Annotated in this window: 12 protein-coding genes; 3 read left to right on the top strand and 9 right to left on the bottom strand. The window is 67.3% G+C overall.

The features are described from left to right. Positions 1 to 119 precede the first annotated feature (119 nt). A complete protein-coding gene (locus GobsT_RS30595; protein WP_010042928.1) occupies positions 120 to 953 on the top strand; it encodes a phytanoyl-CoA dioxygenase family protein in 834 nt (277 codons plus the stop codon). A gap of 420 nt (positions 954 to 1,373) precedes the next feature. Here GobsT_RS30595 and GobsT_RS30600 read toward each other — a convergent pair whose 3' ends face one another. The 3 genes from GobsT_RS30600 to GobsT_RS30610 form a co-directional block, all read right to left on the bottom strand. Beyond that, positions 1,374 to 1,838 (bottom strand): DUF1003 domain-containing protein, encoded by a 465-nt coding sequence (locus GobsT_RS30600; RefSeq protein WP_010042926.1) that lies wholly within the window; start codon positions 1,836 to 1,838, stop codon positions 1,374 to 1,376. A 399-nt stretch (positions 1,839 to 2,237) separates the two neighbouring features. Next, a complete protein-coding gene (locus GobsT_RS30605) occupies positions 2,238 to 3,569 on the bottom strand; it encodes an outer membrane protein assembly factor BamB family protein (protein ID WP_109570758.1) in 1,332 nt (443 codons plus the stop codon). A gap of 231 nt (positions 3,570 to 3,800) precedes the next feature. Further along, positions 3,801 to 4,433 carry a glycine zipper domain-containing protein gene (locus tag GobsT_RS30610; RefSeq protein WP_010042921.1) on the bottom strand — a complete coding sequence of 211 codons (633 nt, stop codon included), beginning with the start codon at positions 4,431 to 4,433 and terminating at the stop codon, positions 3,801 to 3,803. A gap of 312 nt (positions 4,434 to 4,745) precedes the next feature. Between GobsT_RS30610 and GobsT_RS30615 the strand changes: the two genes are divergently transcribed. Continuing rightward, complete coding sequence (locus GobsT_RS30615; RefSeq protein ID WP_010042919.1) at positions 4,746 to 5,600, top strand: MBL fold metallo-hydrolase; 855 nt, start codon at positions 4,746 to 4,748, stop codon at positions 5,598 to 5,600. Positions 5,601 to 5,748: 148 nt separating this feature from the next. Further along, positions 5,749 to 6,885: an ABC transporter permease gene (locus tag GobsT_RS30620; protein WP_029601234.1), complete on the top strand. Its 1,137-nt coding sequence runs from the start codon at positions 5,749 to 5,751 to the stop codon at positions 6,883 to 6,885. Positions 6,886 to 7,262: 377 nt separating this feature from the next. Here the strand turns inward: GobsT_RS30620 and GobsT_RS30625 are convergent, their stop codons facing one another. The 6 genes from GobsT_RS30625 to GobsT_RS30650 form a co-directional block, all read right to left on the bottom strand. Then, positions 7,263 to 8,366, bottom strand: a complete 1,104-nt coding sequence (locus GobsT_RS30625) for a cis-3-hydroxy-L-proline dehydratase (protein WP_010048340.1) — start codon at positions 8,364 to 8,366, stop codon at positions 7,263 to 7,265. A gap of 291 nt (positions 8,367 to 8,657) precedes the next feature. Continuing rightward, positions 8,658 to 9,701, bottom strand: a complete 1,044-nt coding sequence (locus GobsT_RS30630) for a hypothetical protein (RefSeq protein WP_010048338.1) — start codon at positions 9,699 to 9,701, stop codon at positions 8,658 to 8,660. A 134-nt stretch (positions 9,702 to 9,835) separates the two neighbouring features. Further along, positions 9,836 to 11,272 (bottom strand): DUF1501 domain-containing protein, encoded by a 1,437-nt coding sequence (locus GobsT_RS30635; protein WP_010048336.1) that lies wholly within the window; start codon positions 11,270 to 11,272, stop codon positions 9,836 to 9,838. Further along, on the bottom strand, positions 11,269 to 11,922 hold the full coding sequence (locus GobsT_RS30640) for an REP-associated tyrosine transposase (RefSeq protein WP_029601233.1): 654 nt from the start codon (positions 11,920 to 11,922) through the stop codon (positions 11,269 to 11,271). The genes GobsT_RS30635 and GobsT_RS30640 overlap by 4 nt, the downstream gene beginning before the upstream one ends. A gap of 52 nt (positions 11,923 to 11,974) precedes the next feature. Beyond that, positions 11,975 to 14,950 (bottom strand): DUF1553 domain-containing protein, encoded by a 2,976-nt coding sequence (locus GobsT_RS30645; RefSeq protein WP_010048334.1) that lies wholly within the window; start codon positions 14,948 to 14,950, stop codon positions 11,975 to 11,977. A 315-nt stretch (positions 14,951 to 15,265) separates the two neighbouring features. Continuing rightward, positions 15,266 to 16,441 (bottom strand): CotH kinase family protein, encoded by a 1,176-nt coding sequence (locus tag GobsT_RS30650; RefSeq protein ID WP_010048368.1) that lies wholly within the window; start codon positions 16,439 to 16,441, stop codon positions 15,266 to 15,268. Between the last annotated feature and the right edge of the window lie 159 nt (positions 16,442 to 16,600).

Below are 16,600 nucleotides of genomic sequence, written 5' to 3' on the forward strand. Positions count from 1 at the left end.
CAGCACCATGCGAACTTACAGCGACGGATTTGGTGCGTACCGGCTCACCTCAGCAAGCCGTATGTGACGGTGCGGCTGCGGGCGTGTAAAATGCCCTTCCCTCCCCACAGAGCCCCGCCATGAACGCCCCGAACACGTTCCAAACGATCCCGGGACAGGACGACCTCCAGCAGATCCCGCGCGACCTCTCGTTCCACCCGAGTGGCACCACCGACCCGAAGGTACTGACCCGCGCACAAGTCGAGCACTACAACCAGCACGGCTACATCAAACCGCTCGACATCTTCACCGCCTCTGAAGCGGACGGGCTGCGCCGCTACTTCGATGACCTGCTGCAAAAGTACGTGGCGGAAGGGAAAGACAGCTACTCCATCAGTTCCGCGCACCTGCGTCACGGGCGGGTGTGGGACGTGCTCACGAACCCGAAGATCGTCGCGGTCGTGTCCGACCTGCTCGGTCCGAGTGTGGTCGCGTGGGGCTCGCACTTCTTCTGCAAGATGCCGAAGGACGGGAAAACGGTGAGCTGGCACCAGGACGCCAGCTACTGGCCGCTCACACCCAGCAAGGCGGTCACGGTGTGGCTCGCGATCGACGACGCCGACCGCGGCAACGCCAGCATGAAGTACATCCCGGGCACGCAAGTGCTGGGGCACCTGACGTACAAGCTCAGCGAGACCGACGAGAGCAACATCCTGAACCAGACCGTGCCCGAGGTGGAACGGTACGGCGCCCCGGTGTACGTCGAACTCAAGGCGGGCCAAGCGTCGCTGCACTCCGACCTGCTGCTACACGGGTCCGAGGTGAACACGAGCGACCGCCGCCGCTGCGGGCTGACGCTCCGCTACACGACCGGCGACGTGCAGGCGCACATGGGCTGGCACGAGAAGGGGGTGGTCGTGAGCGGGCCGCCGCCGGCGAACTGGGGCAACCGCCCGCGGCCGACGGAGGAGTGACGCGGCGCGGTCACCTCTGCCGGGGACAGCGAGCCCAGTCGTTTCAGGTTCCAGGTGAAGCGCAAGGCGCACGAATGGTCTAATTCACGACCCGGTTACTGGTGTCCGTTTTGGGCTGATGCCGTTGTGGCACAGACATTCCTGTCTATGCAAGCCCCAGAAGCAACACAAACATGAATGTCTGTGTCACAAGAAACAGATACCTCCAGCCGGATCGTGAATGAGGCATTTGCCGAGACCGTGACCAACTTCGACGGATCACGAGGCGACGTGCAGGTTCGCCTCATTTACGATAAAACACCCAATATAACTCCATTACAATATATATATATATTCCATCCCAATCTATCACAAAACATCCGCCCTAGCGATACAACGAACGGTTTGATTTGGTCCGTGAAGCCGGGGCTGAGCGCCCGCTCAGCCGGGCGGCTTTCCAAGTTGCGCCTTCAACTCGCGCAACTCTTGCTGGAGCTGTCGCAGTACGGTGTTCTGTGCTTCGAGGTGCTCCAGCACCACGCGGATCTCTTCCTCGGCCTTCAGGTTGATCTCGTAATCGTTCTGGGCGCGGATGCGGTCGAGCACCGCGACCCGGTTCTGGCTCATCATGATCATCGGCGCGGTGTACGCGGCCTGCATCGAGAGGAACAGGTTCATCAGGATGAACGGGTACGGGTCCCAGTGCTCCACCCAGGCCGCCACGTTCAGGCCCGCCCACACCGCCAAAACAAGCGACTGGACCCCGATGAACCACCACGACCCGACGAGCGCCGCGACGCGGTCGGCGGCCCACGCGCCGAAGGTCAGGCTCGAAGTGGCGACCTCGTTCGTGTTCCGAACGGGCGGGTGGTCGTGTTCGTATGGTGCGGGAAAGTGCGGCTGCATGTGCGTCGTGCCGGGAGCGTGGGCCTAAACCGGTGTTACTCTACCGCCCCCAGCGCCCGCGGGAAGTACCACCGGGCCGGCCGCCTGCGGGCACGAAACACGGCGACCGCCCCCGAACTCGCCAACCGCGCGTCGTCGTTGGCCGAGTGGGTGACACCTCCGGCCGTGCGACGCAGGCGGCCTACCGCCCACGAAGCGACCGCGACCGTTCCGGCCGCGGTCCCAGTGAAACCAAATCCGGTTGAAGAGTAACGGTGGTTGAGAGCGCCACCCGCCTGCTGACGCAGGCGGTTCGACAAACTGCGGTCGAACCGCCTGCGTCAGCAGGCGGGTGCAACCTACACTCTGCCGAGCGATTACTCTTCAACCGGATTTGGTATGAAACGTTCTCAGGTGCAGTCACTTCGCCTTCACGTCGTAGCAGTACATCACCGTCTGGTCGCGGATCAGCAGCTTTCCGTTCACGATGACCGGGTGCGGCCAGCTCTGCGGGTACGACTTTTGGTCGGCCGTCGGCAGCTTGAATGCTGACACCACCTTCAGTTCATCCGGCGACGGCTCGATGAGTACCAGCACGCCGTTCTCGTACCGGAAGTACAGGCGGCCGTCGGCGTAGAGGACCGCGGCCGACCGTTGCCCGCCGGCCGGGGGCTTTTCCGGCCCCCACTTGATCTCGCCCGTCTTGAACTCGACGCACACCGGGTAGCCGCCGTTCTGGTCGTGCCCGAAGTAGATGTAATCGCCGGCCAGCACCATCCCGCCGTGGTGGTTGTTCAGCTGTTTCTTGTTGTGTACCTTCAACGGCTTCACCTCGAACCCGCCGCCCTTCGGCACGATCTGGAGCAGCGCCGCGCCGCAGGTCGTTTCACCGTAGCTGCACGACACCCACACGAGGTCGCCCCTCACGACCGGGATCGGGATCTGGGCCACGCCGCCGGTCGCGCCGACGCCCTTGTACTGCCACAGCACCTTGCCGCTATCCGGGCTAACACCGACGACACCGGACCCACTTCCCAGGAGGGCGATGTACTGCGGCACCCCACCGATGGTCGCCTTAACCGGCGACGAATAGCCTTGACCCGGGAACCCTTTGACCTTCGGGTTCCCGATCTCGCCCGCGTCGGTCTTCCAGATGGTGGCGCCGGTGTCGGCGTTGAGGGCGGCGACCGCGGCGCCCTTGGCGCCCGGGATGCAGATGATCTTGTCGCCGTCGGCCAGCACCGAGTCGCTGTACCCCCACGCCACACCGGCCTTCCCGCCCGGGGCGCCGCCGAAGTCCTTCTGGTAGTTCTTCGTCCACACCGACTTACCGTCCTTCGCGTTCAGGCACGACACGGTGCCGTTCGCGCTGACGGTGTACACCTTACCCTTATGAACGGTGGGTGTGCTGGCCGGGCCGTTGGTTTGGGTCAGCAGATCCTCAGCAGGCGCGGCGAACGGGGAGAACCACAGCTCCGAGCCGTCGGACTCCTTGACGGCCCAAACGCCGTCCTTGTCGTCGCGGGTGCCGACCCCGTAAATGACGCCGTCGGCGACCGACGGGGTGCCCCAGCCGAGGCCGAGGTTCTTCGCGGTCCAGAGCACCTTCGGCCCGCCTTCGGGCCACGTCTTGAGGAGACCGGTTTCGGGCGACACGCCGTCCCGGTTCGGGCCGCGGAACCCCGGCCAGTCGGCGGAAACGGAACCCGTTGCGGTCGCGCCGATCAGGAACGCGCAAACCAGTAATCGCATGCGTAGCGTCATTGTGGCAGCAACTCCGAGGGGCGGTGCGGGCGGTTGGGGAGGTACACCAGTTTTAGTGCGCGGACTGCGGTGGGAGAGCGCGGGAGAAGTGTTCGCCGGTAACGCGGCCGTCCCGGCCGCCGCCCTGTGGGTGAGCGCCGCCGCGCAAAACGCGCGACGCGACTTCACCGGCAGAGCGGCGGCCGGGACGGCTGCATTACCGCAAGCAACCCGAACGGATCACCAGTGCCGGTATCCGTATCCGTATCCGTAACGGTAGGGCGGCGGCGGACCGACGTACACCGGCCTGGGGCGTACCACCACCACCGGCGGGGGCGATTCGTAGATCACCGGGCCGGGCTCGCGGACCACCACCCGCGTTGGTCGGGCCGCCGGACGGGTCGCCTGCATTTCCGTGATCACCCGCGCCGACACCCCGTTCCGTTTCAGCTCGCTCAGGTCCGACGGTTCGAGCAAGAAGGTGCTGCCCGTGGAGCGGATCTGGTTGATGATGACCTGATCGTCCTGGCCCTCCTGGGCCATGCGGATCACGTCGAACACCCCGACCCGCTGGCCGGCGGCCCGGGCGTCCGCGAGCGCCGCGGCCTGGGCCACCTCGCGGTCCCGCTGCTCGCGCTTGTCAACATCGTTACCCACGAGCGCGCCGCCCGCGGCCCCGAGCCCGCCGCCGATCAGCGCGCCGGCCACCGGTCGCCCGGTCAGCGCGCCGATCCCGGCTCCGACTGCCGCGCCGCCGGTGCCGCCGATCGCGGCGCCCCGCTCCGTGTTGTTCATGGTCGAGCACCCGGACCCGCCCGCCGCGAACGCGAGCGCCCCGAGCGCGAGCAGCCGTCGAAAGTTCGTGTGAACCATCTGACCCTCTGCGTATTCCAACCCGGCAGGGCTTATGGCGAATTCGGGCGGACTGGTCAACCGCGGTTCCGCTCCACCAGTTTAACGGCCCGGCGGCACGAACTTGCACCGCCCGGCGCCGCACAAGTGGCAACGCCCGTATACCGTGCGGCACGGCCCGCCCAGCCCGCACAAGCGGCCCCGATCCGCCCACCCCCGCCGTTGACGACATGGCCCCACCGTTATCGGCTCTCCACGAACCGCGCCCGCACTCATGATGTCGGTAGTAAGATGGGAAGCGTCGATTCCGCCAGATTCGCTAAAGGACCAGACATGCTGCCCGATCGGCCGGTAGACAACGCCCCGTACCACACGATCACCCACGCGGGGCTCACGATCGAGGGGTGGTCGCGCGCGGCGGTGCAGAGCTACTGGCGCATCCCCGAACTGAAGATCGGGTTCGACCTGGGCGCGCAGCCGTGGGACTTCATGGGCACGCCGAACTGGTTCGTGTCGCACACCCACCTGGACCACGTCGCGGCGCTGCCGGTGTACGTCGCGCGGCGCCGCATGATGAAAATGGACCCGCCGACGGTGTACGTGCCGGCCGAGGGGCTCGAAGACGTCAAGAAGCTGATGGCTGTCATGCACCGCCTGGACCGCGGGCGCCAGTTGGCGCACCTGAAGGGGCTGACCGCCGGCGACGAGATCGAGCTGACGCGCGAGCACGTGGTGACGGTGTTCAACACGGTCCACACGATCCCGAGCCGCGGGTTCGTGGTGTGGGAGCGCCGCAACAAGCTCAAGGACGAGTACATCGGGCTGCCCGGCGACAAGATCAAGGAGCTGAAGCTCGCGGGGACGGCGATCACGCGCGAGGTGCGCATCCCGATCGTGGCCTACACCGGCGACACCGCCCCGGCGGGCCTGGACGCGTGCCCGGCGTGCTTCGACGCGAAGATCCTGATCACCGAGATGAGCTTCGTACGGGCGGCCCACCGGCGTGACAAGATCCACAAGTTCGGGCACATGCACCTGGACGACTTCGTGGAGCGCGCCCAGCGGTTCAAGAACGAGCTGATCATCGCGGGGCACTTCAGCACCCGCTACCACCCGAACGAGGTGCGGAAGCTGCTCGACAACAAGCTCCCCGCCGACCTGAAGGCGCGGATGCGGTTCTGGGTGTGAGGCCGATGCGGTTGAAGAGTATTCACGCCGTATTCTGTAGCCGGCCTCTGTGAGGCCGGTGCGACACAGGTGGTATCGCACCGGCCTCACAGAGGCCGGCTACAGAATGCGGTTACCCTTCGACCGTATCCGGTGTGAGGCGCGCGTTTTGGGCTACGCACTTTCTACCATCTGGTACGAGCGGCAGCGGTTCCTGCCCGCGATCCTCGCCGTGGCGTTCAGCGCGGTGCTGGTCGCGGTGCAGTCGGGGCTGGTGCTCGGGCTGCTGTCGGTGCTGTCGATGCCGGTGGACCGCGCGCCGGCCGACGTGTGGGTCGCCTTCCCGTCCGTCCGGAGCGTCGATTTCGGGCGGCCCATCCCGGAGCGGTGGGTGTCCCGGCTGGCGGCCCAGCCCGAAGTGGACCGGGCGGAAGGCGCGGTCATCGGGTTCGCGCCGTGGACCCGACAAGGCGCGAACCCGGCCCAGACCACAACGCAAGTGTGCAACGTCGTCGGCGCGCGGCTGGACCCGCAGTCGCTCGCCGCGCCGGACGTGGTGCGCAACAGCCCCGAACTGCTCGCCGCCCTGGCCGAGCCGATGGCGGTGGCGGTGGACGAGTCCGAACTCGACCGGCTCGGGGTCCGTGGGGTCGGGGACACCGCGGAGGTCGTCGGCCGGCGGGTGCGGGTAGCGGGGCTCGTCTCCGGGTGCCGGAGCCTCGGCGGGCCGTACCTGTTTTGCTCGCTCGAAACCGCCCGGGTGCTGCTGGGCTACCAGCCGGATCAGGTGACGTACCTCGTCGCGCGGTGCAAGAACCCGGGCGACGCCGGGGCGGCGGCGCGGCGCATGAACGGCTACCCGCAACTGAGCGCGTTCACGTCCGACGAGTTCTCTGCCCGGTCCCGGCTGCACTGGCTCACGACCACGAAGGCCGGGGTGGCGATCGGGTTCACCGCGCTGCTCGGGCTGCTGGTGGGCGCCGTCGTGACGAGCCAGACGCTGTTCGCCGCGACCGCCGCCAGCCAGCGCGAGTTCGCGACGCTGCGCGCGATGGGCATCCCGAAGTGGCGGCTGAAGTTCTCGGTGCTGGTGCAATCGTTCTGGGTCGGGCTGTTCGGGCTGGCGCTCGCCGCCCCGATCACCCTCGCGCTGGCCGAAGGGGCGAACGCGCTGGGAACGGCGGTGCGGCTGCACCCCTACATCCTGCTCGGCTCCGCGGCGGTCACCATGCTGATGGCGCTCGGGTCCGGGATGGCGGCGCTGCGGTCCTTCCAGGGCGTGGACCCGGCGCACAACATTCGGTAGCTGTTGGCCGAACGGAAATGCGAGAACATTAATTATCACAATCATCGACGAGGTGTATTCATGCCGATCGTCGGGATCGCTTTCATGGTGCTCTTCCTCGTTATGTTGGGGGCCACCGTTGGAGGAGCGCTGGGTACGGGGGGCGCGTGGTTTCTCTACCTCCGTACCGTTCGCCAGCGCGAGTGCGAAGGTGCCGTGATCGTGCCCGAAGAGGAGTTCTCGGCCGGGTGTGGCGCCTTGCTTACCGGGTCCATACTCGGGAGTGTGCTCGGAGGGGGAGCCGTGCTGGTCGTTGGATATTGGGCCGGTATTTAGGCCGGGCGGTTCTGCGCCCGGCCGTTTTCACTGCCCGTCATACCAATTGGCGCGGTCCGATGTCAGCTCACGTCCACCGCCGGCGCGCCGAACTCACGCAGCTTGGGCCGGACGCCCAACCCCGGTTCGGTCGAGGCCGCGAGCCGGCCGTTGACGCGCTGCGGGGCGCCGTCGGCGATCGACCGCGTGACGTAGCTGTTGAAGTCCGTCGAGCTGAACAGGAACTCGGTCGGCGTGCTGTGCGCCAGGTGCGAGATCGCGGCCGTAACGATGTCCCCGCCCCAACTGTCTTCGAGCGTCATCCCGATGCCGAGCGAGACGCACAGGTCGCGGAGTTGTTTGGTCTTCGTTAGCCCGCCGAGTTTGCTGATTTTCAGGTTCACGACGTCCATCGCGCCGTCCGCGTGCGCCCGCATCAGCACGTCGATGCCGTCGATGTTCTCGTCCAGCACGAACGGCTGCGTGATCTGCCGCCGCACGGCCCGGCACTCGTCGTAGGTGAGGCACGGCTGCTCGATGTACACGTCGAGGTCGCGCACCGCTTTTGAGATGCGAATCGCTTCGTGCTGGATCCAGCCGGTGTTGGCGTCCGCGACCAGCCGGTCGCCCGGTTTCAGCACCGCCGCCACGGCCTTAATGCGCTCGATGTCGGTGTCCGGGTCGCCGCCGACCTTCAGTTGGAACCGGCGGTATCCTTCGGCGCGGTAGCCCGCGACGTTGGCGGCCATCGCGTCGGGCGCCTCTTGCGAGATCGCGCGGTAGAGGTGAAAGTCCTCGCCGTACCGCCCGCCGAGCAGCGTGCACACCGGCAGGCCGCTCACTTTACCGAGCACGTCCCAGCACGCGACATCGACGGCCGATTTCACATACGGGTGCCCCTTGAGGGCCGCGTCCATGAGGCGGTTGAGCTTCCCGAGCTGGGTCGGGTCCTGGCCGATGAGCGCGGGGGCGATCTCTTTCAGCCCGGCGCGCACGCCGTTGGCGTAGGCTGGCAGGTACGCCGGGCCGAGCGGGCACACTTCGCCGTAACCCACCACGCCGGTGTCGGTCTCCACCGCGACGACGGTGCTGTCGAACACGGTGACCGACTTACCGCCGGACCATTTGTAGCTGCCCTCGTGCAACGGCAGATCGACCTGCCACGCCGCGATTCGGGTGATGCGCATAACCGCTCCTGAACAAAGGGCTTCGACGGGTTCACAGGATCAGACCTACGAAACGGACCACCGGCTTTGCCCTGTGAATCTTCCGAAAGTGAGGCGCGTGCAATGGTGGGAGGGGCTACTGCCGTTGGAGTGCGCACCGACGGCGCGTCAGTGAGGCCGTGCCTTGAGCCGTGCAACGCCTCAAGGTGATTGATGCGGCGGCGGTTGCTCCCGCTCGCGAGAAGTGAAGCACCGCGCGTTGAGCCCGCGAAACACGGCCCGACGCGAGGTGCGTTCAGGTGGGAAGGGGCATCAAGCTTGAGCGGCGCCAAGGAGAGCGGTCGCGCGCCAGCGCCGGGTCAGGACGGTTCCGGCGCCCGTGTATACCAAGCACATTATCGCATCGAACGCATGAGCCGGTCCGTGATCGAGTCCCACGCCACACAGCACGAGAACCCAAACGGCGGCAGCGGAAACCCGAAACGGCCATTCCCACCGCGCGATCGCCCCGCGCACCACAAAACCGGTCGCGATCACCAGGCACACCGCCCCGATCAGTGTCGGCGGCGGCCCCAACCCGACGACGCCGGAAACCAACCGCCCGAGGGCAAGTGCGGGCGCGCCGGTTAACTCGATGTACGGTATCGCGGTTGCCCGGAACGACTCGCCGCGTCTCAGCATCCACCCGCCCGCCACGGTGCCGCAGAACACCGTGACTCCCGCCGTCGCCAGGGAAATCCCAAGGCCGAGGGCCGGGGCTGACGCGCTGCCGAGTACCTGATCCGCAACGACTTTTGCGAAGAACACGCCGCCGCGCGTATCGGCGGGCACGGTCCGCAGATCCTCATACCGCTCGACCAGAGCGTCCGACGGAACCCCGCGCCCGTCCGCCGGCGTTCGGGTCGCGTTGCCGATCGCGGTCAGGTCCGCGATCGCCGGTACGACGACCATCGCCAGCGTTGCCGTCCAGCCGATTCCGGCCGCGTAAGCCGCCAGGGTGGCGGTCAGTGCGGCACTCAACCCGGCCGACACGCCTTCCCAGTGGTTCGCCGGGCGCGCGACCCGGGCCACAATCAGGCCGATACCGACGAGTGCCACCGCCCCGAGCGCCGCGAGCGCCCAGAGCACCGCGGTGGGCGGTGCGACGGGAACAGCGAGCGCGGGCGCTTCGAGCCCCGGAAACTGGGTGTACGTGTTCGACACGTTAACCAGCAGCACCGCGAACGAGGTGCACGCGACGGCCGCCGTTGCGGGGGCGGCGAGGAGGCCGACCAGCGCCGGCCCGAACGTGCGCCGGAACTGATCCCAAAAACCGTGCCGCGTGCCGGGCGGGACGGAGCCGAGGTGATCTGTCACGGCCGTAATCCTCTGAGCCGCGTGACCCAATCCGCGCGGCCGGTCAAATGTAGGACACGCTCAGGATCGGGACGCCCGGATTCGCCCTCATGGTTCGACGATCGAGCGCGGCGGCCGAAAGGCACCTCACTCTTTTACGCGATCAGCTCGTTAATCACGTGGCCGTGAACGTCGGTGAGCCGGCGGTCGATGCCGTTGTGCCGCACGGTCAGTTTGGTGTGATCGATGCCGAGCAGGTGCAGGACCGTGGCGTGGATGTCGTACACCTCGGTCGGGCTCTTGCGGTCTGCGGGCTTGTACCCGAAGTCGTCGCTCGGGCCGTGCGTGGTACCGCCCTTGATCCCGCCGCCGCAGAGCCAGTTGGTGAAGCAGTACGGGTTGTGGTCGCGGCCCTTGCCGCCCTGCGACGACGGCATCCGCCCGAACTCGGTCGTCCAGAGGACGATGGTGTCGTCGAGCAGCCCGGTCCGCTTCAGATCGGCGATGAGGGCGGCGGCGCCGCGGGCCATCCCGTACGCGAGCGGGCCGTGGTCGCGTTTCACGTCCTCGTGCGAGTCCCAGTTGCGCCGCGGGAACCCGTTATCGTTCCCGCTCCAAATCTGCACGAACCGCACGCCGCGCTCCAACAGCCGGCGTGCGACGAGGCACTTGCGGCCGAAGTAGTCGGTCTCTTCGACCGGGTTAATGTCCTTGTCGAACGTCCCTTTCCCGTGATCGAGCCCGTACAGCTTGAGGGTTTCTTTCGTCTCTTTTGAGAGGTCGAGCGCGTCGGGCGCGGCGAGCTGCATTTTCGCGGCGAGCTCGTAGCTCTTGATGCGCGCCTCCAGTCGCTCGTCGCCCACTCGGGTCGCAAGGTGCGCGCGGTTGAGCCGCGCCAGCAGCGCGCCGCCGGCCTGATCGCTTTCGGGCGTGACGAACGTGGCCCGCTCGTCCGGGAAGAGGTCCTCAATAGGCGTTTTGGTGCCCGGGTAGATCGCGGTGCCCTGGTGCTGGGCGGGCAGGAACGCGCTGTCCCAGTTCTTGGTGCCGTTGGAGGCCAGCCCGCGGTGGTCCGGGAGCACGACGAACGTGGGCAGGTTCGCGTTCAGGGTGCCGAGCCCGTAGCTGACCCAGCACCCCATTCCCGGGAACCCCGGGCGGTTGAACCCGGTGGCCTGGAGCAGCGTGCCCTGGCTGTGGACGCCGGTCTTGCCGACCATGTTGTGAACGAACGCCAGCTCGTCGATCACGCCGCCGAGCGGCGCGACGACCTCGCCGAGTCGCTTCCCGCATTTCCCGTAAGGTTTGAAGTCCCACACGGGTTTGAGCCACGGCCCCAGGCCGTTCTGGAACGCCTCGACCTGTTCGCCGAAGTTCGCCTCCTGCCCGTGGCGCTTCACGAGTTCGGGTTTGAAGTCGAACAGGTCGATGTGGCTGGCGCCGCCGGCCATGAACAGTTGCACCACGCGTTTGGCTTTGGGCTTGTGGTGCAAGCCGCCGTCGGCGCGGGCGCGGTCCGCGCCGAGCAGCGCCGCGAGCGCGACGCCGCCCAGCCCGCCGCCCGAGTGGAAGAGGAAGTCACGCCGGTTCATGGGTTTCTCCCTGGGACCGCGGCCGTCCCGGCCGCACCAGCGATGGAATGGAACCGCGCGCTCCCGAACGGCCAGTCACCCGGGGCGCGGCACAACCCGGCCTTAACCGGGTTGCATTCGATGTAATCCGCGGCCAGCGCAAAATGCTCTGCGTTACGCACGTACCGGTCGAAATAGTCTTTGTGCCAAAACCGGCCGGTTCGTCCGAGAACCTTATTGGCTTCCTTTGCCGTGAACGACTTCCACGACGCTACGACGCGCGAAAGGCTCCAGCCGTCCAGCGGGGTGAACAGCGCGTGGACATGGTTCGGCATGACGACCCAGGCGTGGAGCAGATATCGCACGCCGTCGAAGTACCACAGCGCCCCTTCCACAAGGCGCGCGATGCGCGTGTCGAGTAAGTGGCGCGCGCCGTACCCGGTGTCGAGGTACTTATCTAACCGCTTTCGAAGCTCCCGTTCATGCTCCGGTTCGGGATGCTCAGTGAGCTCATCCCGCCACCCGGTGACGACACTCGCGGGCACGGAATCGGCAAGGCGGAACGTGACCGTCTGAGGTAATGCTGCGCCGCCGTCAAAATGCGGGAGGTATCCGCGGCTGTGCCAGCCGCGAGGGTGAGCCTCTGCGTTTTGGTTGGAAGTACGGCCCATTTAACGGCGTCCGAGCGTATCGCAGCGGCCGGGACGGCCGCGGTCCCAGGGGTCAATCCACGAACACGAACTCGTTCAGGTTCAGCACCACGCGGCACGCGTTCGCCAGACCGTGCTCCTTCGCGTAGCCCGCGAGCGCGTCCCGCTCCGCCGCCGTGGGCGCGCGCCCGAGCGCGAGCCGAAACGCGGCGGTCATTCGCTCCGCGTCGGTGGCGCCCAACTTCTCGACCCGGGCCGCGAAGTGCTTCGCCATCGCCACCGAGAGCCGGTTGTTCAGGAGCGCCAGAGCCTGCTGGGGCGTCAGCGTTTCGTTCCGCTTCTCCACCGCCAGCGACGGGTCCGCGCAGTCGAGCGCGGCCATGAAGGGCTGCTGTTTCGACCGCACCACGAACCGGTACACCGCACGCCGGTGCGTCTTCGTGTCCTCGGGGTCGTGGAGGTGGTACTGGTAGTGCGGCGAGTGCTCCGGCTTCTCGATCACGAAGTCCTGGAAGCTCGGCCCGCCGGCGGTGAGGTCGAGCTTTCCGGCGGCTGCAAGGATCGAGTCGCGAACGGCCTCCGCTTCGAGCTTCCGCCGGTTCTGGCGCCAGAGGTAGCGGTTGTCGGCGTCGGCCTTCGTGTTCGCCTCATTCGAACCAGAAACCTGCTTGTAGGTTTGGCTCGTGACGATCAACTTGTGGAGCTTTTTCAGCGACTGGTGCTCGCGCAGCTCGCTGGCGAGGTAATCGAGCAGTTCGGAATGCGTGGGGAGTTGCCCCATTTTGCCGAAGTCGTTCGGCGTGTCCACGATCCCGCGGCCGAAGTGGTACTGCCACACGCGGTTCGCCATCACCCGCCAGGTGAGCGGGTTGTTCGCGTCCGTCAGCCACCGCGCCAGCGCCGCCCGCCGTTCGCCCTCGCCGTGACCGGTAGGCAAGGCGAAGTGCGCGTTCGCACCGGGAACGGCTCCGATCGCCCCGGGCGCCACTTCTTTTCCAGGCTTGGTCACGTCGCCGCGAGCGAGCACGTGAATCGGCCGCGGCTTGCCGCCACTCGCCCCGGTGCCCACGAACGTGCCGCTGCCGGTGTGGACCGCGCCGACGTATGCCACCCGGCGGGCGGCCCGGAGCGCGCCGAGTTCGGCGTCGATCGCGGCGATGTCGGCCCCCAGCTCGCCGAGCCGGGCGGCTTCCTTCTCCCCGAGCGCGGCGCGCAGCAGCGTGTCGCGCCGCTCGGCGAGCCGGGCGCGCTCCCCGGCGTTGAACGCCGGCCCCGGAGCGGCCAGCCCGTCGGTCAGGTTCGACTTCCGCCACCGCACCGGCGCCTCGGTGCTGTCGAGCGCGGTCACCGGGCGACCGCGGGCGAGGTTCTTGCCCGCGGCGTCGAAGGCTTCAAGTTCGGCCAGTGCGAGGACGTAGTCGTTCTGTCGCGGCGCGAGCTTGGTCGCCGTCACGCGGACGTATCGGCCCGTTCGGGCACCGGCCGTCGCGCGGTACGGCGCCATACCGGGGGGCGGGAAATCCTTCCCGGTTTCGTCGGCTAAAACTGTGCTCGTGTTGAACGCCGGATCGTCGCTCAGTTCGATCCGGAACCGGACCGGGAACCCGAACCCGGCGCCGATGCCGTTGAAGTCGTCGTGACACGGCCTCAGCACAACACGGTCCAGTTTCTGACTCGCGCCGAGATCGACCTGAACCCACTTTACCGCGTCCTGCTTGGTCGCGATCGCCGAATGGTAGCCGAACTCCGGCGGCTTGGATGCGGGGGCCGGGCGGGCCGCGTCGGCGATCTGCTTCTCGATCGCGGCGAGGTCGGCCCCGGCCTTGTTCCGGGCCGCAGTTTCGAGTGCGGCCCGTGTGGCCGTCGCGGCCTTCTTGCGCCCCTCCAGCTCCGCGCGCCGGGTGGCAACCTTCGGGTCCGCATCGTAAGCGCGGTCGGTGCGGTCGAGGGCCGCGAACACCGCTTGCAGCTTGTAGTAATCCTCCTGCGTGATCGGGTCGAACTTGTGGTTGTGGCACTGGGCGCAGTGGACCGTCAGCCCCATGAACGTGCCGACCGTGTTCGCGACCATGTCGTCCCGGTCGAGGTGGCGTGCGATCTTGCCATCGACCTTCGACTCAGGCACCTCGGCGTGGCCGATGAGGTCCCACGGCCCGGCCGCCAGGAACCCCAGCGCCTCGATCCCGTCAACGGTGCCGGGGTACAGCACGTCGCCGGCGACCTGTTCCGTCACGAACCGGCCGTAGGGCTTGTCGGTGTTGAGCGCGCGGATGACGTAGTCGCGGTACGGCCAGGCGTTCGGGCGCGGCTTGTCCTTGTCGTACCCGTGCGTCTCACCAAAGTGGACCACGTCGAGCCAGTGTCGCGCCCAGCGCTCGCCGTACTGCGGTGACGCGAGCAGTTTGTCCACGAGCCGCTCGTAAACGTCCGGGGCCGTGCTCGCGACGAACGCGTCCACCTCCTCCGGCGCCGGCGGCAGGCCGATGAGGTCGAAGTACAGCCGCCGGATCAGCGTGCGCCGGTCGGCCTCGGGTGAGGGCGCGAGCCCCTTCTCCCGGAGCTTCGCGCGGACGAACGCATCAACGGGATGCTCCTTCTCAGCGCCGGGAACGGCGGGCCGCTTGAGCGGCCGAAGGCTCCACCAGTCGAGCGGGTTCGCGGCGGCCGAGCCGTCGTCGGGCCACTTCGCGCCGTCGTCGATCCACCGCTTCAGCACGGCGACTTCGGCCGCACTCAACCCCGCTCCCTTCGGGGGCATCCGGGTGTCGGCGTCGGTGCTCGTGACGAGTTTGAGGATGTGACTGTCGGCGGATTTGCCGGGTTGGATAGCCTTGCCGGAATCGCCGCCGGCGAGGGCGTCGGCCTTGCGGTCCAGCCGGAACCCGCCTTTTTGCTTTTCGGCCCCGTGGCACGACGCGCAGTGTTTGGCAAAGATCGGTTTGACATCCCGCTCAAAAACGACCGGTTCCGGCGGGGCTGCGGGGGCGCCGGTTCGTACCGCGAGCAGTACGATCCCGAGCGCGAACGGGAGGGAGAGGTGCATCGGCATGAGGCGGGACTCCGGACGGCCGGACACAGGCGGGATTCGCTGAGCGTACCCGAACCGAGGCGGCAACGCCAGCGTTGCCGCCCCGGTTCGGGCACACGTCGGAAGTCAAAAAGAACGAGGGGCGGGAGCGCGTCGTCGCGCGTAACTCGGGCTCCAGTCGTTTCCAGTTGATCACAAGTATGCGCCACCCGCCTGCTGACGCAGGCGGTTCGACAGACCCCGGTCGAACCGCCTGCGTCAGCAGGCGGGTGTAGCCTCCGCGTACTCGGGTCTCACGCCCGGTCGCCAAGGCCGCGCGAACTTGAACTACTGGAGTCACTTTTCCGGCGGCAGGCGCTTGATCTGGTCGTTGACGATCTTCTCCCGCTCCTTGATCGCGAACCGCAGCCGGTTCACCTGGTTCTTGTAGTCGCGGGCCGCGCCGCGATCGACCGTGGCCAGCGCCGGCTGCACGACGGCTTCCAGTTCGTCGAGCCGGCGGATGAGGGCCACCGGGTTGTAGATCTTCTTGTCCATGATCTCGCGGAGCCGGGCGAGGTAGCGCTTCTTGCCCTCCTTCGTGTTCATCAGCTCGCGGGCCACGCCGCCGCCCCAGTCCGGCATGATCGGCCAGTTGATGTCGTGGAACATCTGGTCCATCCCGGACGGGATGAAGGTGATCTTGTTCGTCTTCGGGTCGTGGTAAATGCGGTAGTTGTTGCACTTCGACGGGTACCCGTCCCAGTCCGAGGTGATCATCTCGATCACCATGTAGCTGATGAACCGGTCAAGGTCGAGGAGCTTTTCCAGCTTCTCGAACCGCTTCCGCTCGTTCGGCTCGCGCACCGCCGCCCACAGCGCCTTCAGGTCGGCGTGGTCCTTCACGTCGCCCTTGCCGGGGTTCACCTCCAGCGGCTGGTCGATCTCGCGCAGGAACCCGCCGTCGTAGAAGTTGCCGTTGCTGCTCCCGAAGTTCTCTTTGAGGAACGTCTTGTCGTACCCCTCTTTGATGTAGTAGAGCCCGCGGCTGCGGCCGTTGAGCGTGAGCTTCGCGAAGCTGATCCGGGAGGCCGGCACGCCCGCGGCGCGGAACATCTCGCCGCAGATCAGCTCCGACAGGAAGCTCGGGTCCTGCGCCGAGTTCGCGAGGTGGAGCTTCTCCATCCCGCGGTACCGCTGCGCGTCGGTGAACTTATCCACGTTCAGCGTGAGGCCCGGCTTGTCGTTGAAGTCGCGGTAGCTGCCCGCGGCGCCCTTCAAGTGGATGCCCACATCGACGTACTCGTCCTTTCCGTCCTTGAGCAAGCACTTGACGTACTTCCGCGGGTCGCGCTGGAGCGCCTCGGTCTCCTTCTTGTCGAGGGTGATGACGAGGTCGAGCACCTGCGGCTTGCGGAACAGCGCGTCACGGTCGGTGATGACCCGCGGGGCCGGCGGCACTTCTGCGGCCGGGGCGTGCGCCACCGCCAGCGCGCAGGCGCCGAGCACGACGGCCGAAATGATTCGCTTCACAACAGGCTCCGGGTGTGCGTGGCGGTGCAGCGTGCCCCGATTGTAGCCCCGGACCGGTGCGGGCCACAAGCGCGAGGGCGGGCCAGTCCGTATCATGTCCACGCCGCGCGGCAAGGTTCGCCCGAACCCGACACCCGCGGCGGCTCTCCACCACTTAGC

It is taken from the genome of Gemmata obscuriglobus (assembly GCF_008065095.1).
Lineage (GTDB): Bacteria > Planctomycetota > Planctomycetia > Gemmatales > Gemmataceae > Gemmata > Gemmata obscuriglobus.